The sequence below is a fragment of the Acinetobacter tandoii DSM 14970 = CIP 107469 genome, assembly GCF_000400735.1.
GTDB classification, from domain to species: Bacteria; Pseudomonadota; Gammaproteobacteria; order Pseudomonadales; family Moraxellaceae; genus Acinetobacter; species Acinetobacter tandoii.
On record NZ_KE007366.1, the window covers coordinates 541190 to 562630 of the forward strand.

Annotated in this window: 22 protein-coding genes; 2 read left to right on the forward strand and 20 right to left on the reverse strand. The window is 41.0% G+C overall.

Going from position 1 to position 21441, the window contains the following annotated elements:
• Positions 1 to 21 precede the first annotated feature (21 nt).
• The 7 genes from I593_RS09205 to rpe all read right to left on the reverse strand — a co-directional run bounded on the left by I593_RS09205 (position 22) and on the right by rpe (position 5900).
• Positions 22 to 504 carry a methylated-DNA--[protein]-cysteine S-methyltransferase gene (locus tag I593_RS09205; RefSeq protein ID WP_016167296.1) on the reverse strand — a complete coding sequence of 161 codons (483 nt, stop codon included), beginning with the start codon at positions 502 to 504 and terminating at the stop codon, positions 22 to 24.
• A 40-nt stretch (positions 505 to 544) separates the two neighbouring features.
• A complete protein-coding gene (locus I593_RS09210) occupies positions 545 to 862 on the reverse strand; it encodes a DMT family transporter (protein WP_016167297.1) in 318 nt (105 codons plus the stop codon).
• A 252-nt stretch (positions 863 to 1114) separates the two neighbouring features.
• The gene (locus tag I593_RS09215) at positions 1115 to 2122 is read right to left on the reverse strand and encodes a copper resistance protein B (RefSeq protein ID WP_016167298.1); all 1008 of its coding nucleotides are present in this window, start codon (positions 2120 to 2122) and stop codon (positions 1115 to 1117) included.
• Complete coding sequence (locus tag I593_RS09220; protein ID WP_016167299.1) at positions 2109 to 2408, reverse strand: hypothetical protein; 300 nt, start codon at positions 2406 to 2408, stop codon at positions 2109 to 2111. Before I593_RS09220 ends, I593_RS09215 begins: the two co-directional genes overlap by 14 nt.
• Positions 2395 to 4299: a copper resistance system multicopper oxidase gene (locus I593_RS09225; RefSeq protein ID WP_016167300.1), complete on the reverse strand. Its 1905-nt coding sequence runs from the start codon at positions 4297 to 4299 to the stop codon at positions 2395 to 2397. Before I593_RS09225 ends, I593_RS09220 begins: the two co-directional genes overlap by 14 nt.
• 49 nt (positions 4300 to 4348) lie before the next feature.
• The gene (locus tag I593_RS09230; RefSeq protein ID WP_016167301.1) at positions 4349 to 4828 is read right to left on the reverse strand and encodes a hypothetical protein; all 480 of its coding nucleotides are present in this window, start codon (positions 4826 to 4828) and stop codon (positions 4349 to 4351) included.
• Between the two features lie 385 nt (positions 4829 to 5213).
• On the reverse strand, positions 5214 to 5900 hold the full coding sequence (gene rpe, locus I593_RS09235) for a ribulose-phosphate 3-epimerase (protein ID WP_016167302.1): 687 nt from the start codon (positions 5898 to 5900) through the stop codon (positions 5214 to 5216).
• Positions 5901 to 6057: 157 nt separating this feature from the next.
• Between rpe and I593_RS09240 the strand changes: the two genes are divergently transcribed.
• Complete coding sequence (locus tag I593_RS09240) at positions 6058 to 6333, forward strand: DUF2218 domain-containing protein (protein ID WP_026441180.1); 276 nt, start codon at positions 6058 to 6060, stop codon at positions 6331 to 6333.
• A gap of 24 nt (positions 6334 to 6357) precedes the next feature.
• On the opposite strand, the gene fghA is transcribed toward I593_RS09240, so the two are convergent.
• The 7 genes from fghA to I593_RS09275 form a co-directional block, all read right to left on the reverse strand.
• Positions 6358 to 7194, reverse strand: coding sequence for an S-formylglutathione hydrolase (fghA, locus tag I593_RS09245; protein WP_016167304.1), 837 nt, complete (start codon positions 7192 to 7194; stop codon positions 6358 to 6360).
• Between the two features lie 12 nt (positions 7195 to 7206).
• Positions 7207 to 8616 carry a C13 family peptidase gene (locus I593_RS09250; protein WP_026441181.1) on the reverse strand — a complete coding sequence of 470 codons (1410 nt, stop codon included), beginning with the start codon at positions 8614 to 8616 and terminating at the stop codon, positions 7207 to 7209.
• A 117-nt stretch (positions 8617 to 8733) separates the two neighbouring features.
• The gene (locus I593_RS09255) at positions 8734 to 9546 is read right to left on the reverse strand and encodes a class I SAM-dependent methyltransferase (RefSeq protein WP_016167306.1); all 813 of its coding nucleotides are present in this window, start codon (positions 9544 to 9546) and stop codon (positions 8734 to 8736) included.
• Entirely contained in the window at positions 9546 to 10367 is an 822-nt protein-coding gene (locus tag I593_RS09260) for an undecaprenyl-diphosphate phosphatase (protein WP_016167307.1), read from the reverse strand. The genes I593_RS09255 and I593_RS09260 overlap by 1 nt, the downstream gene beginning before the upstream one ends.
• Before the next feature lie 8 nt (positions 10368 to 10375).
• Positions 10376 to 11044, reverse strand: coding sequence for a tRNA (adenosine(37)-N6)-threonylcarbamoyltransferase complex dimerization subunit type 1 TsaB (tsaB, locus tag I593_RS09265; RefSeq protein ID WP_016167308.1), 669 nt, complete (start codon positions 11042 to 11044; stop codon positions 10376 to 10378).
• Positions 11045 to 11176: 132 nt separating this feature from the next.
• The gene (locus I593_RS09270; RefSeq protein WP_026441183.1) at positions 11177 to 11707 is read right to left on the reverse strand and encodes a gamma carbonic anhydrase family protein; all 531 of its coding nucleotides are present in this window, start codon (positions 11705 to 11707) and stop codon (positions 11177 to 11179) included.
• A gap of 2 nt (positions 11708 to 11709) precedes the next feature.
• Positions 11710 to 12339 (reverse strand): NUDIX hydrolase, encoded by a 630-nt coding sequence (locus tag I593_RS09275; protein ID WP_016167310.1) that lies wholly within the window; start codon positions 12337 to 12339, stop codon positions 11710 to 11712.
• 122 nt (positions 12340 to 12461) lie between these two features.
• Between I593_RS09275 and I593_RS09280 the strand changes: the two genes are divergently transcribed.
• The gene (locus tag I593_RS09280; protein WP_016167311.1) at positions 12462 to 13010 is read left to right on the forward strand and encodes an NUDIX hydrolase; all 549 of its coding nucleotides are present in this window, start codon (positions 12462 to 12464) and stop codon (positions 13008 to 13010) included.
• 72 nt (positions 13011 to 13082) lie between these two features.
• Here I593_RS09280 and filF read toward each other — a convergent pair whose 3' ends face one another.
• The 6 genes from filF to filA form a co-directional block, all read right to left on the reverse strand.
• A complete protein-coding gene (filF, locus tag I593_RS09285; protein WP_016167312.1) occupies positions 13083 to 15011 on the reverse strand; it encodes a putative pilus system protein FilF in 1929 nt (642 codons plus the stop codon).
• A gap of 22 nt (positions 15012 to 15033) precedes the next feature.
• Positions 15034 to 16431 carry a putative pilus assembly protein FilE gene (filE, locus tag I593_RS09290; RefSeq protein WP_016167313.1) on the reverse strand — a complete coding sequence of 466 codons (1398 nt, stop codon included), beginning with the start codon at positions 16429 to 16431 and terminating at the stop codon, positions 15034 to 15036.
• Positions 16425 to 18089, reverse strand: coding sequence for a putative pilus system OmpP1/FadL family transporter FilD (filD, locus tag I593_RS09295; protein ID WP_016167314.1), 1665 nt, complete (start codon positions 18087 to 18089; stop codon positions 16425 to 16427). Before filD ends, filE begins: the two co-directional genes overlap by 7 nt.
• A gap of 12 nt (positions 18090 to 18101) precedes the next feature.
• Entirely contained in the window at positions 18102 to 19196 is a 1095-nt protein-coding gene (filC, locus tag I593_RS09300; protein WP_016167315.1) for a putative pilus system protein FilC, read from the reverse strand.
• Between the two features lie 41 nt (positions 19197 to 19237).
• Positions 19238 to 20071 (reverse strand): putative pilus system C39 family peptidase FilB, encoded by an 834-nt coding sequence (gene filB / locus I593_RS09305; RefSeq protein ID WP_026441184.1) that lies wholly within the window; start codon positions 20069 to 20071, stop codon positions 19238 to 19240.
• 201 nt (positions 20072 to 20272) lie between these two features.
• Complete coding sequence (gene filA, locus I593_RS09310; RefSeq protein WP_016167317.1) at positions 20273 to 21256, reverse strand: putative pilus system protein FilA; 984 nt, start codon at positions 21254 to 21256, stop codon at positions 20273 to 20275.
• Positions 21257 to 21441: the final 185 nt, after the last annotated feature.

Consider the following 21441-nt stretch of genomic DNA (forward strand, 5'->3'; position numbering starts at 1 on the left):
TAAAGAACTTAGTTTTTCAGTTTATTTCAGTTGTTCAATTTTTAAAAGAATCTCTTTATTGCTCAACCCACCTGCAAAACCCACCAATTTACCGCTTGAACCAATCACCCGATGGCACGGCGCAATAATAGAAATTGGATTTTTACCATTGGCTGCTCCCACGGCACGTACCGCTTTGGGATTGCCCAATTGTTCTGCAATGTCTTTATAACTGCGGGTTTCACCAAAGGGAATATTCAACAAAGCTTGCCAAACCTGCTTTTGAAATTCTGTTCCTTCAAAATCTAAAGGCAAATCAAACTGCTGACGTGTGCCTGCAAAATATTGCATGAGCTGCTGTTGTGTTTGCAGCAAGATTGGATGATCGGGCTGTTCGACCAATTCGGCCAATCGCACGCGTTTAGGATTTTCATTTTCCCAGAGTACCGCAACCAGCGCGGTATCATGCGCAACTAATTTTAACTGTCCAACAGGAGAAGCCATATACATAAATGCAAGTTTCATTGTCTGCTCCTGCGATATTGAGAAATAAAAATAAGACTGATTATGAAGATGAAAGCTTCATTAATACAAGCCCTGAAATAATTAAGATGGCGGCAAGCATCCGCATAGCTGTCGCAGGCTCACCTAAAATAAAAATACCCACCAAAAAGGAACCGATTGCACCTATTCCCGTCCAAATCGTATATGCTGTACCCAAGGGTAAAGTGCGCATCGCATATGCCAATAAAGCAAAGCTTAAGATCATAAAAATTAGGGTGATAATACTCGGACCTATTCGGGTAAAGCCTTCTGACAGCTTCATGGAATATGCCCATACGATTTCAAAAATACCCGCAAAAATAAGTACAATCCAAGCCATGGCGACCTCCAAATTTAAATCAAAAATCAGGTCGTCCTGAGGAATTTTCTTGGTGCATCTTTAAAGTTTAAGCACCAAGGGAGGTCGTTCCTCCTTATAATTACGCTCAATTATACTCAATACTGCGCTTTTATGGTGCGAAACTACAATGCAATAACATTAAATACACCTATAAAAAATAAGGCTTTAAAACCGAAGTTTTAAAGCCTTATGAATATATTAAACTGAATAAAATGTGAGTAAACTCAGATCTTAGAACTTGAAACGAATGCCTGCACCATAAAGCCAGCCTTTTTCAGAGCCACTCTCGGCCTGCCAAGGTGTAGCATCGTTACCTTTTGAATATTCATACGCAATGTCGATATAAGGCATCACCCTTTTATTCATTTCATAACGCGTTTCCAAACCTGCTGTGACACCACTCAAGCCTGTTTTTTTGGCATATTTAGAATCATCACTAAACACAAGTTCTACATCTAAATAGGGTTTAAAAATCAGCTTTTGTGTCAGCAACAAATCTCGCTCTGTTTCGAGACTAAAGCCTGAATAATGATCTTCACCTGCATATAGATAGGCATCTGTTTCAAAGAAATACGGCGCCAAACCATGTAAACCAATTACGGCATCCCATTTTTCTTCCGTATCTTTACGATGCTGATCTAACTCGACTTTTTCGACACGGTAACGTGTACCCATTTGCACATCCCAAAAGTCTGAAATCATTCGACTATAAAGTGCCTTCACCTCATATTCGGCCGCATGTGATTCCTGCTTATCTAAGTGAGCTTTAATAAAAAGCTTATTTTCATCTGTACCAATGCGGGTTTCAAACTCAGATTTTAAAGTGCCTGTTCCCCCTTCATCAATCAACCACTTATTATCAAAAGTATTGACCATATAAACCTGTGCACCGTGTTCTGCACGATGATCATGCTCTGAGTGTTTGTTTTTAGATGGTTCTACCCCCACCTGAGTTGGTTGGTACTGTGGATAATCGGCTGATGGTGACGCATGTATTGGTTTGACCGAATCAGTAGCTGAACTCATGCTACTTGATGCCATGGGTTGCATACTGGAATGATCCATATTCTGCATCTCATGCATCATTTCAGAATGATCCATCTCAGCTTGCTGAACCTGTGATTCGCTTTGCTGTTGATGCACGGTATGGTCTTGCTGTGCTTGCGCTAAAGTCAATTGACTCAGCAACAACAAAGAACCTGCCAGAACAGTCTGTGGAAATAAATTAATGCTGCGCATTTTGATCGCCCTGCTGTTCAGTGTTGGCTTGTTTCTTTTGAGTATCGCGAGATTGTTTTTGTGCAGATGGTTCGCTCGAGCTAACGGGCATTGTCATCTGCTGCATATTGGAATGATCCATATTGTGCATCTGATGTTGCATTTGAGAGTGATCCATCTGATGATCTTCTGATTCAGTCATGGACTGATGTGCAGTATGTACCTGTTGTTCCTGTGCAAAAGCCACTTGGCCCAATAATAATGAACTAAGGAGAACCATTTTCGGCAATAAATTAGTGATGTGCATGTTGCTCTCCTTGTTGTTCTGTACTTGAATTTTCGGCTTTAGCTTGGCTCGCTTTGGATATCGGTGTGGTCGATACTTTCCCGTCTGTCACATTGGCAACAATCAATTTATTCATCATGCCTGCACCCATGTGATACAGCAAATGACAGTGAATCGCCCATTCACCGAGCTCATCCGCAGTTAATAATGCCGTCACAGTTTTTGCAGGTGGAACCACAATGGTATGTTTATTTGGCATATCAACTGCTGCTTGCCCATTTTCTAATTGCATAAACATGCCATGTAAATGCATCGGGTGCGCCATCATGCTGTCATTAATAAATTTAATGCGAATACGTTCGCCATACTTCACTTTCAGTGGCTCAGCATCACTAAACTTTTTCCCGTTGATGGTCCATATATAGCGTTCCATGGTGCCGCCTAAACGAATCACCAGTTCACTACTGGCTTCACGGGTATCTGGTTGTGGGGTTAATGATTTTAAATCATGATATTGCAAGGCCTTATCACCTGCTGGCGTAGAAGCATTTGCCCAACCTTCAACCACAGTATTCTTCGGAGTCGATGTCATCTGTTGATGCTGTGAATGATCCATACCTTGCATCTCTGCTTGGTTCATCTTCGAATGATCCATACCCTGCATCTCAGCATGATTCATCTTCGAGTGATCCATGCCTTGCATCTCAGCATGATTCATTTTCGAGTGATCCATACCTTGCATTTCTGCATGATTCATCGTTGACTGATCCATGTCTTGCATTTCTGCTTGGTTCATCGTTGAATGATCCATACTAGAAGATTGATCACCACTGCCATGTCCCATATCTGCCATATTCAACAAGGCACGCGGTCGAGCTTGTGGCATCTGCATAGCTGGCTTCACAGGAGCTAGTTCATTCTGCAAAGTGGCACTGGCAAAACCAGAACGATCAATAGATTCTGCTTCAATCTGATAATTCGCTTGTTTTGGCTCAACAATTACATCGTAGGTTTCCGCCGTTCCAATCCGAAATTCATCGACATTCACTGGCTGAACAGGTTGACCATCCGCACTGACAACTGTCATTTTTAAATTTGGAATCCGCACATCAAAAAAAGACATGGCAGAAGCATTAATGAAGCGTAAACGGACTTTTTCATTCGGCTTAAACAGCCCAGTCCAGTTTTGTTCAGGCGTTTTACCATTGACCAGAAAGGTATAACCCGTCACATCGGACAGATCTGTTTTCAGCATCCGCATCTGGTTCCACATGGAACGGTCAGACCATGTAGCTTTGAGTCCATCACGCTGAACTTGTTGCCAAACACTACGCAAAGTTTCACGTTGGTTCTGATAATATTCAGCGGAGATTTTTAAGTTCTTTTGGATTTGATCGCTTTTTTGTTCATGAAAATCTGACAACATGACCACATAATCACGTTCAGCTTTTTCATGTGCTGCTAAAGGCTGTTTATTTTTCGGATAAATGACCAAAGCGCCATATAAACCATCTTGTTCCTGCCCTTTGGAATGAGCGTGATACCAATAAGTCCCATTTTGGCGAACCTTAAAACGGTACACAAAATCTTCATTGGGTTTAATGCCTTTAAACCCATTAAAACCAGGCACACCATCCATCAAACCTGGCAACAATAAACCATGCCAATGTAAAGATGAATCCTGATTTTTTAAATTGTTATGTACGTGAATAACCGCATCGTCACCTTCTTCAAATTCAAGCAAGGGTGCGGGAAACTGACCATTCACGATAATACGTTTTAGTGGCTTACCTGTTACATTGACCATCCCTTCATCAATGGTCAAATGATATTCCTTGGCTGCGGCAAGGGTCCATGATGATGAAAATACACATAGCCCAATCAAGAGGCTTTGACGAAATAAAATAGACATGACTTAACCTTTATTCGAAATTAATAAAAATTCTGCTTTCTGAATAAAGTTAAGCTTTGGGAGGGCGTAAAATTTCTTGCCAATAACCAATTAAATGCTGAGCCGTATAACGGCTATGTAGATTGGTTAACGTCTCTGCATGAAAATATTGCAGTGGATCAGTAACAGCCGTATCAAGCCAGACGCTTAAGGTCTGGCAATGTAATTGAGCACAATCAGCACATTGTTTCACTTGAATTGTGCTACTTAAATGGCTTTCACAATCACTGTTCTTCTGTATATCTGAATGTAGTGCATGTTGTTGATGTGGTTTAACTGATTCTGCGCTATGACAATCAGGTTGTTTCTTTTGCACAGTTTGGTGTTGGCTATGTAGAAGCTCGGCATTCACCATACTCTGTTGCTGCAACTGCTGTTGTAACATTTGGGCGTGCATTGGCATTGCTGATGCATAGACAAGACTACTCCACCCCATGGCAAAAACCATGAAGCACACAAACCAAGACTGTCTGCGGAGATTCGTCAACACCTTAATCATCCTAGATTGAGAGATAGAAGGTCATTACAGCAAAATGCATCTATACAGCATACCCAACAAATCAGTTAGACACAATTTTTTCTCATTTTTCGCTCATGCTTCATCTTGCGTTGATAAAAAATTTACTCATATTTATTAATTTTTAATCTGTATAACTTTTAAGCTGAGCTGAATAAAGCAGCTATTTTTTCAAACCGTGATTACAATAAAAAAGAGCACAAATGTGCTCTTTTTATACATATAAAGTCTAATCGATAAACACTTGATGCGAAATTGTTTATTGTTTAAACGAGATATCCATATAGTTATCTACATAGATATCTACAAGCTTACCCACAAAGTTATCCACAACCTACACAAATTTTAGTTCTAAGCGTTAAACTGTCACTGAACCTACTTTCGAAAGTTCATCACGCATTTCATCAATCACAGCTTTATAATCAGGTTTGCCAAAAATAGCTGAACCCGCAACGAACATATCTGCACCCGCTTCTGCAATTTCACGAATGTTGGCTGGACCAACACCACCGTCTACTTCTAAACGAATGTCACGACCTGAAGCATCAATAATCTTGCGTGCCTGACGTAATTTTTCCAAGGTCATTGGAATAAATTTTTGTCCGCCAAAACCAGGGTTAACACTCATCAATAGAATTTGATCGACTTTATCTAATACATAATCCAAATAATGTAATGGTGTTGCAGGGTTAAAGACTAGACCAGCTTTCGCACCACCCGCTTTAATCAACTGTAAAGAACGATCAATATGATCTGTGGCTTCTGGATGGAAAGTAATGATATCGGCCCCTGCTTCCAAGAAATCGCCAATCATACGATCCACTGGAGATACCATTAAATGCACATCGATTGGAGCTTTAATGCCATAGTTTTTTAATGCCTTACATACCCCTGCACCAAAAGTAAGATTCGGTACATAATGATTATCCATTACATCAAAATGCACCACGTCAGCACCTGCCTCTAATACTTTTTCAACATCTTCACCTAGACGTGCAAAATCAGCAGATAAAATTGAAGGTGCGATTAAATAAGGCTTAGACATGGATCAACCTGAGAGTTCATGAATTTAATGCCATCATTATAGCAAACTGCGGCCAAGGTCTGTGACATTTCATTTTTGCAACATTGCGTTGCAGTGATGCCGTATGCAAACCTGCCAAATTTGTTATGGTAAAGTTCCTACATTATGGTCGAAAAAAATGAAAAGTAGCAGTCAAATTGCCACATTAGAATCTGCCCGTATCGCTAAGCGCTTATATAATCACTGGAAACATAAATTTGAAGTGAAAGAATCAGAGCAACAATTTGAGATTATTATGCCTGAAGCTCAGGTTAGCCTTATCCCGCAGGCAGAATATTTAGCGGTTGAAATTACTGCATCCGTAGACAAAATGGATCACTTGGAAAAAGTTGTGCTGGATCATTTAAGCCGTATGGCACAGCAAGAATTCAAAGCAGAATGGCAGCGGAGTTAAACTCCGCCCCTTTGGAAAAGTTAGTTAAGATTCAAGTTGGACGGCATGGAATTGAAGATGATCATCCATAAAACTTTGAATAAAATAATAACCATGATCATAGCCCGCATGTTCACGCAGGGTCAAAGTTTGCCCGACTTGCACACAGACTTGTTGGAATAATGCAGGATTCAACTGGCTATAAAATTGATCATCCAAACCTTGGTCAATCAAAATTTCATTAAATAAAGCGCCTTTTTCACCCACTAACGCGACGGCATCATGCTGCGCCCAAAGTGCTTGGTCATTACCTAAATAGGTGGAAAATGCTTTTTCTCCCCACGGACATTGAGTCGGTGCACAAATAGGTGCAAATGCTGACACTGATTTAAATTTATCAGGATATTTAAATGCTAAAGTTAATGCACCGTGTCCACCCATCGAATGACCAAAAATACCAACACGGTTTTGCTGAACTGGGAATTGTTGCAATACTAACTCATAAAGCTCATCAACAATAAAGCTTTCCATTTGATAATGTTCAGCCCACGGTGCCTGCGTTGCATTGATATAAAAACCTGCACCTTGACCAATATCCCAATGATCGCCTTGTGCGACGTAATCACCACGCGGTGAAGTGTCAGGCATTATCAGAATCAAACCTAATTGTGCTGCCATACCTTGAGCATGCGCTTTAATGGCAAAAGTTTCTTCAGTACAAGTTAAACCCGCAAGATAAAATAAGGCAGGACAAGCCTCTCCCTCTAATGCTTGTGGAGATAAATACACTGCAAAACGGCTATCACCTTTTAGGGTTTGAGAATTAAAACGATAAATGCGTTGCTCACCATCAAAACAGCGATTTTTTTGTAATAATTCCATCTTGAGTTCCTTTTAAGGTGTATGCGCAACCGCTTGCGCTTGAACTGGTGGTGTAGTTGTTGTCGGTGGGAACAGACGTTGCTCTAATTGTGGCAGCATCAATTCCATATTTTTACCAATCGACCATTGTGGTTCAGAAGGATCAAAGCCCTGAGCAGTTTCCCATTGCGCCACAGTATCTTTGGCTTGAGCAAAAGCATCTTTAATCGAATGCTGTTCACGCATAGCCTGATCAAAGAAAGCTCGACCGAAATAAGTATAATCCGCTTCATTCGAACAACCAAATGAAGCTCTGTCAGCTGCGGAAGCCGTAATAATCAAGGTATTATCATTCTGTAATGCCGAGACAAAACTGCCTGAATAACAGGCTGAAATCACAATGACGCGCCAACGAATGCCCGAACGGTCTAGGGCATCTCTTAACCATTTTGGATCGACTTGTGCCAAATCGAGTGGCGCATTTTCCATTTCAAATTCATTCTGTAAACCATGCGAGGTCATATAAAGGAAAAGCACATCACTTTCACGGTTCATCTGCTGTCCAATACGCTTTAATGACAGTTCCATACTGGTTCGTGAAGCAATTGGAATTTCAGTGCGTGTCGCAGGATTGTTCACCAAAATCATGGATCGACCAAAGGTTCCAAAACGTGTATCGAATTGTTCACGAATGCGTTTTACCTCAGACATAAATACATCTTGGTAACTGGCGCCTGCCACCCCTAGGAAGTACCAATGTGACTGAGCAAATTCTCCATATTCAATGGCTTGTAAATTCTTATTCAGCAGCCGACTTTGTGCGTAAAAGGCATCTTCTGCAAAAGTTGGCGGGACATCTTCAACTTTCCAAATTGGTTGGCTCTTCACTGACATCTGCCACACCACCAAAGTAAATAGTGTTGCCAACATAATCAGCGCACGTTCCCACCATGGCCATTTTAACTCACGGGCGAACACCCAAACCACCGCCAGACTTTGCCAGACAAACAGCACCATAAAAATGGTCGGCAAATAATCATAAAAAGCATAAGGCAAGATATCAATCATGCCCAAATATTGGATGAAACTTTGTAGCAGTGCGATATGGGTATCTAAAACCAACCACAATAAAGCTGGAACCAACATTAAACGTGGATTATTTACCCGCTGGGATAAAAAAATACCAACAATCAGTGCAATGAAAGGCCATAGCGCATAACTGACCAAACCTTGAGAGTTAAACTCACCGACTTCGCCCGCACTGAGCCAACTAAATAAGGTATTGGCACAACCGCCTAATATCCCCCAGAAAATCAACTGTAAAATTGAAGGATGGACAATTTGTAATGCACGTCGTGAACCCAAAAACAGCCACAATCCCGCCATTTGGTTGCTTTTAAAATCGTGCCAAAAATTAATGGAGGGCTTAAAATCAATCTTCATAAGGTTTTCAGGTGGCTAGTGCTACTCGCTTTATTGCATAGCTAGTTTATGCTTGATCGGTTTTTTATCAATATTATTTTTAACTATATAACAAATCTTTGCCCAATATTGAAGCAATTATCCTAAGGTCTGATAATCAAGCTGAAAGTAGGCATCAAAACGGCAAGCATCCCCCTGCCATTGCGTATCGGGTTGCTGGTCATTCAAAAATACTGCCAAACGAGGACGTTTCACCACTACACGTTTTGCAATCTGTTGAGCCAGAGGCAACAGTTGATCCCCCAAATCCATTTCGCCATGCTCTGGCAGCAGTAAATGCAGCAATTGCATCTGTTTTTTGACCTGAGCTTGCTTTTTAATGGCTTGTTGATTTTGATCACGTTGCGGGAACATTGGATCTAAATACACCACATCACTATAGTATGGCTGCGCAGCACATTGTTTTAAATAATCGGCAGAGTCGGCAAAGACCAAATGAATTCGCGCTGCAATCGGTGCGAGATAGGGATGAACTAATGCTTGTCGCTGGGTATCTTCGAGCAACGTAAATAAGATCGGATGTCGCTCCACCAAAGTGACATTTGCACCCAGTGCCGCCAATAACAAACTATCGTGTCCTAAGCCCGCAGTCGCATCAATTAAACGTGGTTTTTCCGCCAACTGACAAGCACGGGCAATCATTTCTGATTTGAGCGATGCACGTTTTAAACGTGGAATTTCTGCCTGCCAATCGGGCTGCATTTTCATGCCATTGGCACATAGCCAAAGCCCTTGCTCATCGACACATAAGGCCAATTCAGGATTTAAACGTAAAAAACGCGCATTCAACTTTTCAATTGATTCAACCTGAACCTCAACGCCACGGGACGCAAGCACAGCCACATAGTGCTGTGCCTGAGCTTGAAACTGAGGTTCTGTAAATAAATGCATTACCAAGTGACCCAACCTGTCCACCAAGTTGCCAAAATAAATAAACCAAAGCCAATACGGTAATACGCAAATGCAGTAAAGTCGTGTTTAGAAACATAACGAATCAAGGCGCGGATGACGATAAGTGCAGAGATAAATGCCACAATAATTCCGACAGCCAGAACAGCCATATCATTACTGTGCAAATCAGCTCGCATTTTATACATATCTAGTAAGCCTGCACCCATTAAAACGGGAATGCCGAGGAAGAAAGAGAATTCCGCTGCTGCTTTACGTGATACGCCTAAAAATAAAGAGCCAATAATGGTTGAACCTGAACGTGATGTGCCTGGAAATAGCGCTAAACATTGAATTAAACCAATCAAAGTCGCTTGTTTATAAGTTAAATCATCAACTTCCTGAGTTTGAATGCTGTGTGGACGGCGTTCAGCCCATAAAATAATGAAACCACCGACAATTAAGGCTATCGCAACGGTAATCGCATTAAATAAATAAGCTTTAATAACATCGCCAAAGGTTAAACCCACAATCACAATCGGTATAGAGGCAATAATTAAGTTAATGCTTAAACGGCGACCTTGTTCTTGACCTTTTAAACCACCAATTAAAGCGCCCCAAAGTTTACCCCAGTATTCATAAATTACGGCTGCAATCGCACCAATCTGCACGGCAACAGCAAACATATCTCTTTTTTCAATCGACCAGAAATCTAAAAGTTGACCTGCTAAAATTAAGTGTCCAGTGCTTGAAATCGGTAGAAATTCAGTAATCCCTTCTACCAAGCCCATTATGGCCGCTTTAAATAATAATAAAAGATCCATATCTAACCTTAAGTTGCTTTAATTTGTTCTGGAATTTTTTTCCATGCATTATCACGTAAATACACTGGAAGGGCTTCTTCTGCCTTGACCCATTGTGCTTTGAGCGCCGCTGCACGTGCAATTTGAGCAATATCTTGTGCCGTTGTGACCACATCTTTAAATTCTAAAGCATCAGGCTTAATTAAAGCTGAACCTGAACCCACCAAGGTAAATTGAGTGATGCTGGCGGCCTGTTGATAGTCTAATAATTGTTCTTCATCAACCGCTTGCATAATGCCTTGATCATTCAGTTGAAAACTTGCGATATACACTTCATTCATACGTGCATCGAGTACTGCAGTCACAGCAGTCAAACCGTGCAGACGATAAGCAGCTTGCGCTAAAGCTTGTAAAGTTGATACAGGAATCACAGGCAAATCATGTGACCAAGCGAGTGCTTGTGTAACAGCGGCATTAATGCGCACACCACTGAATGAACCTGGACCACGACTAAAAGCAATCGCTGTTAAATCTTCTGTCGTTACACTTAATTGAGCATAGCCCTGCTCAATCATTGGTAAAATGGTTTGCGTTTGAGCCTTTGCACGCGTATCTAATTGGAAAAACAGCTCTTGATTTTCATCTACGATAGAAACAGAACATTGTTCATTGGCTGTTTCTAATGCCAGCAATTTCATGCTCAACCTTGCTTCAACTTTATCTTAAAAAACGAGGGCTATCATACTCTACTCAATTCTTGGACGCGAGAATTTCCCTATTTAGATACAAAAAAACCAAGCATCGGCTTGGTTTAAAAAACAATGCTTTTGTTAGAACTCAAAAACTTCCAGTTGGGTAAATTTCTTATAATGTTCAGCATAATGTAAAGCACTAAGTTTTAATTTCGCTTCAACATCAGCATCCAGCGTTTTTACCACTTTCCCGGGCGATCCCATCACCAAAGAGTTATCAGGAATCACCTTTCCTTCCGGAATCAAGGCATTTGCTCCAATAATGCAATTTTTTCCAATCACTGCATTGTTCAAAATCACCGCGTTAATTCCAATTAAAGAATTATCACCCACCGTACAGCCATGTAGCATAGCTTGATGTCCAATGGTCACATAATTCCCAATGTGCATCGGAATCCCTGCGTCGGTATGCAAGACCGCATTTTCCTGTACATTGGTAAAATCGCCCAAGTAAATACGACTGTTATCTGCGCGAATAACTGCCCCAAACCAAACACTGACCTGTTGTCCTAATTCAACTTGGCCAATTACGGTTGCATTGTCTGCCACCCAACCATCAAAAGGAACATGCGTGGCTTTGGGTGCATGTCCGGCAAATTTGTACATCATGTTCATTTACGTCCTTTGGTTTTGAGTAATGCCTGCTGGGCATAGAATAATGGCGAATTTAATAAAAAAGGCCATTCTTTTTGATAATTCAATCCATATTGAAACAGTGAAATGAGCATCCTTGCCGTGAGCCCCCAGACGATTTCATCTTCAACCCGCATACTGGGAAAATACAAAGACTGTTGTGCATAACGGACTTCATGTGGCGTTGGCGGTGCTTCCATCAAATTTTGTAGAGAAGCAAAAAATATTCGATCAATTTCTGAAGGCTGAGCGATCAGTTCAACCTGAGGGGGAATAAGCCCAACAATCGGTTTGACCAACATACCATTACGGGCTTTTTGCATAGGTAAATCCCCAAGCAAGCGCACATCAAACGGGTTTAAAGCCGTTTCTTCTTGCGCTTCTCTTAGCGCGACCACAATATTACTGGTGTCTTGCGGGTCTCTTTTGCCCCCAGGAAAAGAAACTTCTCCTGCGTGATTAGACAAATACACCGAACGGCGGGTTAAGAGTACTTTTGGGTCAGCTTCATCAGTAATCGCAATTAACACAGCAGCTTCAGCTTCTCGCTTACGGGTCGAAAATCTTAAATGCTGTTGTAATATATGTGTTAATGAACGATTATCCATATCACTCACCTCTATTCTTCTTCATTTCATCATAGCTGAATTTTGATCGGATTGGAGAGAATAGATGTCAAACTTGTTTTTTTCAGTTATGCTGAGTGGCAACTTTATCATTGACGATGAATATGAACTTCTGCGGAAATTGTGGACATAAAACGACTGAAAAAATTCCACTTGGCGATCATCAATTACGTCGCGTTTGTACAGAATGTGGTCATATTCATTATGTAAATCCCAAAGTCATTTGTGGTGCTTTAGCACTCTGGGACAATAAAGTCTTGCTTTGCCGCCGTGCCATTGAACCACGTTATGGTTTGTGGACCTTACCCGCAGGTTACATGGAACTGTTTGAAACCATGGAACAGGGTGCTGCACGTGAAACTCGTGAAGAAGCACAAGCAGAAGTCGAAATTGAGCAACTTTACTGCATGTACAATATTCCGCGTATCGGGCAAATTTATGTGTTGTTTAAAGCCCAACTGGTCGATGGAACTTTTGGTGCAGGTGAAGAAAGTATTGAATGTCGCCTGTTTGAAGAACATGAAATTCCATGGACAGAATTAGCATTCCCAAGTGTAGAACAAACACTTAAGCACTATTTTGCCGATCGAAAAACCAATCAGTTTATTACACATTTAGAAACCTTAGGTACACGCTTAGACCATACTGGCTAAACCAGCTTAATGCATTGATAAAAACAAAAGCCGATTCGTTTGAATCGGCTTTTTTATTCAGAATCTCGAGATTTAGCTTTTGGCTTTAATGCTATAGCAAGGCGCCAAACTCATTTCTAAAGTTCCGCCACTTAATTTCGCTAAAGCGGTGTCATCCGTTGTTTCATCGGTATTATTGGCATTATATACCTTTTGAAAACTGGCATAACTGTTCGCCCATTTAACTGCACTGCCTGCAGAATCGGTAAAGGTGATACGCCCTGTACTTCCCGTCGATGCATTTAATAAATTCTGTAAGTGAACTAAAGCACCGCCCACCACGATTTTTTCACCTGTGGCAGATATTTGAATAGTTGAGTTCACACCAATCAAAGCACCATTGACTGACTTTAATGCTTCATCGCCTAAAATCATACGAATAGAAATGGCACGATCATCAATAAATGCACGTGATGTTGTGCCTAAGCGATATTGCTGCACACCATTACTGTCTTTCAGATTACTACCCACTGTTGTATCACAACTTCCTGTACTCATATCAGTATCGGTCGCAGCAGGCTTCATATTGGTTCGTATGTCGCCTTTCTCATCAATCACAATACCCAATTTTAGACTTGGTACACTCGTGTCGGTAAATTTGAAGGTTAAATCTGCATACAATGGGAAAATGTAATTTTCACCAGTTGAGACATTATTACTCGATTTAAATACTTGTTTATCTAAATAGGTAATTGGATAAACTTTAAAAAGATCTAAGGAACCTTTAAACGTATCTGAGATACCATAACGCTGTTGCCATTGTCCGAGGTCTTTCAAGTCCTCAGCAGTGACCGTAGTTTTTTGTGTCAGTAGTTTGTAGAATTTTTCCTTACCCGCAATCATATAATCGTTATACAGCTTCCCTTGATTGATAATCAGATCATCAGAATTCGGGTCATCCACACCAATATAATAATTTTGATCAATGCGTTTATTCAGCGGGTTAATCCAATGATTTTGTGGCAATGCCGTCATACGGGTGGGTTTATAGCTCCGCAGTAATTCGGCATTTACTCCAGCTATCGAAGTCAGTCCTGATTTTGCCAAACCTCTCCATTGCACACCGCTGCCGAAGGTATAGCCTTGACGATCCGTCAACAACATAAAATGCCCAAACAAATGTTTGGTGGTCGTGTCATTTGCAGCACAAACATCTTTATTACAACCCGTTAAACCATCCGACCCTGTTAAACTACTCATCACACTGCCAGATGTCGAGAATAGAGAAAATTCAGGCTGATATACCGCTGCATTGCTAATATTCAATAATTGACTGACCACCGCAAAAGCGTCTGCATCTGAAATGACTGAGACATCTAACCACGGTTTAATGATAGCGGCGTACTCTCCATTCACCATCTGTTGTGCGGTTACAGAGCTGGTAATTTTATCTAAACTTTCACGGATCGAATCATTCATATACAGTGCTTGAATATCCGTTTTTGTGTTTATACTTTTTTGCTGTAAAGCCAATGCTTGAATAATTTTAACCAAGTTCATGGCTGTTTTGACTGTAGCATCACTTGGATCAAGTACAGTCGCATCACGGTTGGTCATCCCTTTAGCAATATCTAATACCGTCAAACGCGGAATTTGATCGGTACTGACCAAGGCAATATTACTGATTGGGAAAGATCCTAAAGCAATCCGTTTATCCGCTTTACCCAATAAGAACACATTGACTTTATCACTATAATTACAAGTGCCTGTGGCAACGCCATTCTTCAAATCCATTAAAGTCACAAAGGTATTTTGCGTATCACTACTACAGGAAAAATTTAAACCATCAAAAGGATAATCCAGTGCGAACTGAATACAATTGCTCGCACCCGCAGTACAACTGCCATTCACCGTGCTGTTATTATTTTTCTCTGGAATAATATTGGCACTTTCCCCACCACAAGCCGTTAGTCCTGACATTAACGTTGAAAGTGCGATGGTTAATAAATATTTATTTTTCATTCCTATTACTCTATTTTTCTAACTAACGAACCGCGGTCAGTTTGATTTGTCCTTGATTGCTTAATGCTTGCTCTTCAACATCCACTGCTGAAAGTAAAGGGGTCATAAAAATATATCGAGTTTGTGCAGGTAGCTGTAACATGCCGTCTATCACAGCATGGCGATATTTGTTTTCGGCACGGTCCTGATTTTTAAAACCAGTCACGCCTTCAATGATACAACCAGATTCATCCAGAAAAGCCACAAAAGGCCAGTAATAACTCGGTTGATTTTGACTTGAGGCATAAGAACTGAGTTGCACATTTTTAATGCCCGTCTGTACTTCCACCACTTCATAATCAAAATGGTCCTTTAACGGTTGGCGAGGCCATAAATTGACGTCTTGCTGAGCTTTGAGTAATTTTGCTTTTTGTATTTTTTTATCGCGATAACAGCTTTGCCCCAAACTCTGTACCACTTGATCTTTTGCAATTGGATAATACTGGGTCGATAAAGTAATCACTGAGTTTTCAACTGGATTATTCTTCTTAAATAATCGGTCGAGTACACCTTGATTCACCCCTTTTTCCCGTTCAACCACTTGCAAACGAGGTGGACCTAACTCTTTATCAACCACACCTTCAGGCATGATGTAAAAGCGTTTTTTATTTTCTAAATTAAATTCTTGCCCCTCTAAATATTCATTTTTCACATAACGATCCCCATTGATGTCTAAAAATCCATCTTGTAAGGGTTCGGAAGACATCGAACTGGTTTCTTGTTTGCTTTTTAATTGTGTGACTTTTTGTATTGCCATATTGGTTTCAATTTTCTGAAGTGTTCGCTCGACTTGCGCTGAAGTTGCTTTCTGAGTGACAGCGGATTGAACAAATTCCACAGGCGGTGTTTGAGGCGTGGTAACTTGCTGATTGAGCTGCTCATTCACTTGTTTTGGAATTTCAGTAGTTTTTGCTGTTACAGCGACTTGTGGCTCAACATCGTTTATTGTTTTTGCATGATCTGTTGATGGAATAGATTTACTTTTATCAACTATTTCGGACTGTACCACGACAGGATTTTTTTCTACTTCAGCAATTTGAGGTTTAGTTTTTACTTGAGATTCAACTTTTTCAACGGCAACAGTTGGTGGTACAACAACTTGTACTTTTGGCATCGGTTGAACCACCTGAGCAGACGGTGCATCCTTTACTTTGATTTTGTCTTGTTCTGTTTTTTGCTTTGATGGACGCTCAACCTGAGATTGAGCTTCCACTTTTTGGGTTTCAGCAGGCACACGAGGAATCACCATTGGACGACCATCTGGCCCAATGATGGTATAAAACTCACCCGCATTTGCAGACAGTGCCATCATCCCACATAAAACCCAAGTCGATGATGATACCCACGTAAACCGCTTAGCTTTATTGTTTTTTCTTACCATTTTGTACGATAACTCAAGCCTAAAATAGTGATATTGGTTTCGGTTTTTACGTTTAAGCCCGCATATGGGTTGAGTAAAATATTATTCACCCCAGTTTGGTTCGATAAAGTACTGGTATTGGCAGGAATACTGTCTTTACTGCGTAAATAACCAATGGATAAATCTAGGTCGGTATCGGCATCGAAGCGATAACCCACACCCAAACCAAATAATTGCGCATTATTAATAGGGACCATGGTATTGCGTTTGTCATCAGGAATGGCGCTGGTTCTTGGTTCATATCCAGCCCGTAACTTCAAACGATCAGTTGCCGAATATTCAATCCCGATACCATAGTTCCAAGGTGAATCAAACTTCAAAGGCAATGACAAACTATTGTCAGTAATATCTGGCGAAAGGAGTTTGGCAATTTTTAATGCCGAGATAGAACGGTCAAACTCAAATTTGAACTTGTCCCATGCGCGATAATCTGTCCAGCCCACATCCACATTGACTTGTAAATCGGGCAGAAGCATATATTTGATCCCTGCCTGAATATGCTGTGGATATTCAAAGTCCATTGACACCAGACCTGATTCAGTCGCAGGAATACTTTGTGGAAAACCTAAAATTGCCGCAAGAATCTGCCCTGTAGGCGAAGACATCAAACCATTGATTAACTCACGTGGCGCTTTTGAGTTATCAATCGTGTATTTCCCTTTCAAACGCATTTTTGAAGCACTTTGATACACCATACCAAAGCTAAATTCGTCGGTAGGTTCCCACATAACTCCAAGGTTAAAACTCGGACTCAATGATTGCTCCATCGCGACCTCCATCCGACCAAAACGGCCAAATGGATTCATTCCTTCTTGAGCATTACAAATCCCGAGTAATAAAATATCGGTAATCACATCCGAGTTGTCTTTAAATGGGGTACAAACCACCTCATCAATCATGCGTAACATCCCAATCATTTCATTCGGGAAACGCAAATCTGTTTTTAAGGCAAAAGCTTGATAAGACATGCCCACGGATGCACCAATGGAAAGTTCATCATTGACTTCATAGGCGATCGATGGCGACAAATAGGTAAAGCGCTCCAATGCCACCTGTTGTCCCATAAAGTTACTTGGATTACCGTTTTCTGCACCGAATCCAGCCACTAAGGGTGCATAAAATGCTGTGGCAAAAGTAGTTTTCGAACCAGGCGGTTTATATGCTGCACCCGCTGTTGGTGCAAGCATAGGCATACCTTCACCTAAATCGACGACTTTCTTTAAAAAAGGCACATAAAGACTGATATATTCTACATCGCCATTTACAGGGCCTTTGTAATCTGTACAGATGTCTGAAGCCACTTCAGGACCGTCATTACACACTAAAGGGTCATCTGAATAACCAAAAACGTTATAGCCTTCAGGTACTGAATACTGACGTTTGATATTAAAGTCTGCCAGAATCCCCTGTACATCGGTTTGCAAACCTTCAATTTTCGTCAAGGCCGCAGGGTTATAATGTACCGCACTTACCCCTGGAGGATCGGCTGTGACCGCATTCCCCATCGCAAGTGATCGAATATCTACTGATAAATTTTGCCCGAGTTGAGCAAAAGCCATACTTGAACAGCCCGATAAAACTATCGCTGAAACTAACGGGCTAAGTCGTACCTTGTACATGCGACTGCCCTCTTAGCTGATTTTTTTACCGAAACCTGCAATATCTAATGGGAAGGACAAACCTAAAGAGACATCGGGTGCATCTTCAGTTAAGCCAATGCCTAAAGTGCCATTCACAATGGTTTCTGGAGAAACACGTACGCCCAATGAAATCGCAAAGGTTGAACTGGTCTGATCGGCTGGTGAGTAACTTTCGCCCGAGGTATATGTAAATTCGGCACCCGTATTGAAACTTTGCTGGTATGACATCGTCATAGACACATCATAGTTAAATGAATAGGCAAAACCGAATGAAAAGCCTCCGCTAATGCCTGGGTCAAACTCTTCAATGACTCGCGGACCACGACGCTGATCTAAACCTGACTCTTTGAAACCATAGTTTGCAGATACAGAAGCAAAAAGTACTACAGGATCAATATACTTACGTGTGCTGGCACCTACACCTGCTGAATAATAACCTTTACCAGTAGCTAAGTCGGAAGTTGGATTAATTTCATAAGGACTATCGCCTGTTTTGGTCGAGATGTTTCCAAATAAAATTAAAGGTAAACGTCCAGTTTTAAGCGGGAACGGTTCCCAACGTGTACCTAAAGAGATATCCCCTAAGCCTGCGGTAGAGGTATCTTTTAAATTATCCGTCTTTGCAACGAGAGGTAATGAAGCCGTGAAGGTTAAATTATCGAGTATCCCGTACTGCACGGTAAACGTATTGGTCAAGGTGTGGCTGGCATTTTCCTGTACGCGTAATTGATACAGACTACCTTGTGCCATTTCTAAATCTAATTGGGTATCGCGATAATAGGTATAATCCACATCATAAAATGCAGAAATATCCCCTTTTTTAATTAAAGAATATTGACGCTCATTTGAGGTAAATACTTCCTCAAGATTGGTCTGTTTAGTCGCATCACCTTCTTGTTGCTGCAAGGCACTCGAAGCTTGTTGTGGTGGTGTGGTATTGGTTTCTACACTTGATGCAACTGCTGTTTCTTGAGCACCAACGGTTGTTCCCTGTGTTTCAGCTGTCGTATCGGCTGCATAAGCAGTCCCCATCAAAATTTGAATACTCAGCACCAATAAAGTTTTATTCATCCATTGATTTTTCATTTCCGTCCACTCTATTCTTTTTTTATTTGCTTTAAACCGCTCTATTTGCTTTTGTAATATAGGCGTAAATGTTGATCGACATATTGGCCGTTCATCTCTGATTCTGGGTTATTATTGACAATTCTTGAGATCGTTGCCCCACGATCCGCCAGTTTTTCCATATAAAACTGAGGATATTGAATATCAACCAGTGCATAACGGTTTACTGTTGCATCCTCAACATGGCGCATATCATTATCCTGTAATGCCAATAAATTTTTACGTTGTTCTGGTGGAACACTAATTAGAAATAAAGTGTTATTTTCCCAAACTTGCTTAAAGCGTTCCTCATCAAAACTAATGTTTCCCAAAGCAGGATCTGCTACATAAACACGGCCATCTTTATAGGCTTTAAACACCACAAAATGTTTAAACCCTGCATAAGAAATTGGAACAATGGCTGGCTGTCCTTGCGCAACTAAATCTGAAAACTCACCTTTATACCCACCACTTTCTAAACCTAGTGCCGCGACAAAACGCTTCATATCCAGTAGTGAAAAGCTGCGACGCTCAATAATTCGCTCTGACTCTCCAAACTTGAGTAAGCCAGTCATGGTCTGTTGTTCCGTCAACTGTGTACCGACATAACCATTGAGCAATGTCGTTAAGGCAGCAGATCCACAGCTATAGTCATAGGCTTGACGTACAATGCCACGAAATTGATCAATTAATGCAGGTTGAATTTGAACGGTTTCACGGTGCATGCGGGTAAAGGAATCTTGCCGTGAATCCAATGTTTCAGTGTAATAAACTGCCTCAGGAGGTTTTTCTTTTATTTCAAAGGCTTGTGTGGCAAAATAATACATCAATGCCGAGCCCAATGCGATCTCTAACATATTCCCTAACTTTCTGGTGTTCGGCATGACGTGCCTGAAATTTATTATTTTTCTAGAGTAAAAACTCTATACTTCCTTGTATTTTGACAACATACCTGTTTTTTCAAAAAAGAAACAGCTTTTTCTTACATTTTTAGATGAACTGAATGGTTTTTTGTAAAAAAAAAGCGCGTGAATTCACGCGCTTTTTCTACGAAAGGATTAGTGACCAGAAATCGTAATCACTGCACCTGGTGTGTAAACACCTAAAGATGGGCTGAAATAGGTTTGTAAACCTTGTACTTCCACATCACCAATTGATGCGGCAGCTTGACTACCCAAATGTACACCTTTCACATAGTTATCTACTGCACCGCTAGAGCTGATAATACGTAAATAACCTTTGTTTGCACCTTCTGTACCAATCACGCTGATTGATTGATTCAAGGTTAAATCTTTCGCATTAGCATCCGCAACTTTAATGCTGTCAACGAAGATTTGACCTGCTGCACGGTTACCAGCAGTACCATCACCCGTACCTTGTTTTGTTGAATTATCCAAAATACCGAGGTTAGTAATTTCTAAACCACCAATCATACTCGCATTCAACTTAACCATCGCCCCTTGTGGTGCTGCACCCAATTGAATATTGGCAGACATAGGACCTGTTTTTAAAGATAGACCCGATAAAATTGCGTTGTAGTTGGCATCATCTCCACCACGACGAATGTTGGTTGAAGCTGCTGTTGGAAGCGCACCTGAACCTGTTACGCCAATTTCCCCAATTTTAATATCTAAGCCAGAAACTTGTGCACCAATGTTCAGGAACGCACCACCTGTTCCTGAAGTACCTGCATCCGTGTCAATGGTTAAGTCTGCAAGGTTACGTGATGCGAGTAAGTATGCACCCGCATTATCATAGTTAGCACCAATCACAATACCTTTAGTTGCCGTAGCACCTGTACCATTACCCTTAATTACAATGGCACCAGCAGTTGAAGTACCACCCAATCCCGCTGTTGCAAGACCGTCATTGTCATGAATGAATAATTTTTCAATTTCGACTTTAGAAATGCCAATACCGATATTTAAACCATCTTGACCCGTTGCCGCGCTTAATGAAGCATCATCCATTGCTTGCATAGCCATCGCATTCGCGCTAATAGCCATTGAAGAAACTAAAACAAGTTTAGTCAATTTTTTCATGTTCCACTCTCCCAAGAGTATTCTTTTTCTTTAATGTCAACCACTCGATGTATCTGTTGTTTTATTTGTTTTTCGACAACAGTACATAGTTCCTTGAGTGATCCGTTGGCACCCATAACGTTATAGGTCTGTTATTTTTTGTTCAACTGCTGTTGGTCGCAATCTGAATCTTGCCGACAAACGGT

What these genes read in the sequence shown, in the direction of transcription:
- I593_RS09205 (WP_016167296.1), bottom strand. Translation starts at nt 504, where the DNA reads ATGAAACTTGCATTTATGTATATGGCTTCTCCTGTTGGACAGTTAAAA.
- I593_RS09210 (WP_016167297.1), bottom strand. Translation starts at nt 862, where the DNA reads ATGGCTTGGATTGTACTTATTTTTGCGGGTATTTTTGAAATCGTATGG.
- I593_RS09215 (WP_016167298.1), bottom strand. Translation starts at nt 2,122, where the DNA reads ATGCGCAGCATTAATTTATTTCCACAGACTGTTCTGGCAGGTTCTTTG.
- I593_RS09220 (WP_016167299.1), bottom strand. Translation starts at nt 2,408, where the DNA reads ATGCACATCACTAATTTATTGCCGAAAATGGTTCTCCTTAGTTCATTA.
- I593_RS09225 (WP_016167300.1), bottom strand. Translation starts at nt 4,299, where the DNA reads ATGTCTATTTTATTTCGTCAAAGCCTCTTGATTGGGCTATGTGTATTT.
- rpe (WP_016167302.1), bottom strand. Translation starts at nt 5,900, where the DNA reads ATGTCTAAGCCTTATTTAATCGCACCTTCAATTTTATCTGCTGATTTT.
- I593_RS09240 (WP_026441180.1), top strand. Translation starts at nt 6,058, where the DNA reads ATGAAAAGTAGCAGTCAAATTGCCACATTAGAATCTGCCCGTATCGCT.
- fghA (WP_016167304.1), bottom strand. Translation starts at nt 7,194, where the DNA reads ATGGAATTATTACAAAAAAATCGCTGTTTTGATGGTGAGCAACGCATT.
- I593_RS09250 (WP_026441181.1), bottom strand. Translation starts at nt 8,616, where the DNA reads ATGAAGATTGATTTTAAGCCCTCCATTAATTTTTGGCACGATTTTAAA.
- I593_RS09255 (WP_016167306.1), bottom strand. Translation starts at nt 9,546, where the DNA reads ATGCATTTATTTACAGAACCTCAGTTTCAAGCTCAGGCACAGCACTAT.
- I593_RS09260 (WP_016167307.1), bottom strand. Translation starts at nt 10,367, where the DNA reads ATGGATCTTTTATTATTATTTAAAGCGGCCATAATGGGCTTGGTAGAA.
- tsaB (WP_016167308.1), bottom strand. Translation starts at nt 11,044, where the DNA reads ATGAAATTGCTGGCATTAGAAACAGCCAATGAACAATGTTCTGTTTCT.
- I593_RS09270 (WP_026441183.1), bottom strand. Translation starts at nt 11,707, where the DNA reads ATGATGTACAAATTTGCCGGACATGCACCCAAAGCCACGCATGTTCCT.
- I593_RS09275 (WP_016167310.1), bottom strand. Translation starts at nt 12,339, where the DNA reads ATGGATAATCGTTCATTAACACATATATTACAACAGCATTTAAGATTT.
- I593_RS09280 (WP_016167311.1), top strand. Translation starts at nt 12,462, where the DNA reads ATGAACTTCTGCGGAAATTGTGGACATAAAACGACTGAAAAAATTCCA.
- filF (WP_016167312.1), bottom strand. Translation starts at nt 15,011, where the DNA reads ATGAAAAATAAATATTTATTAACCATCGCACTTTCAACGTTAATGTCA.
- filE (WP_016167313.1), bottom strand. Translation starts at nt 16,431, where the DNA reads ATGGTAAGAAAAAACAATAAAGCTAAGCGGTTTACGTGGGTATCATCA.
- filD (WP_016167314.1), bottom strand. Translation starts at nt 18,089, where the DNA reads ATGTACAAGGTACGACTTAGCCCGTTAGTTTCAGCGATAGTTTTATCG.
- filC (WP_016167315.1), bottom strand. Translation starts at nt 19,196, where the DNA reads ATGAAAAATCAATGGATGAATAAAACTTTATTGGTGCTGAGTATTCAA.
- filB (WP_026441184.1), bottom strand. Translation starts at nt 20,071, where the DNA reads ATGTTAGAGATCGCATTGGGCTCGGCATTGATGTATTATTTTGCCACA.
- filA (WP_016167317.1), bottom strand. Translation starts at nt 21,256, where the DNA reads ATGAAAAAATTGACTAAACTTGTTTTAGTTTCTTCAATGGCTATTAGC.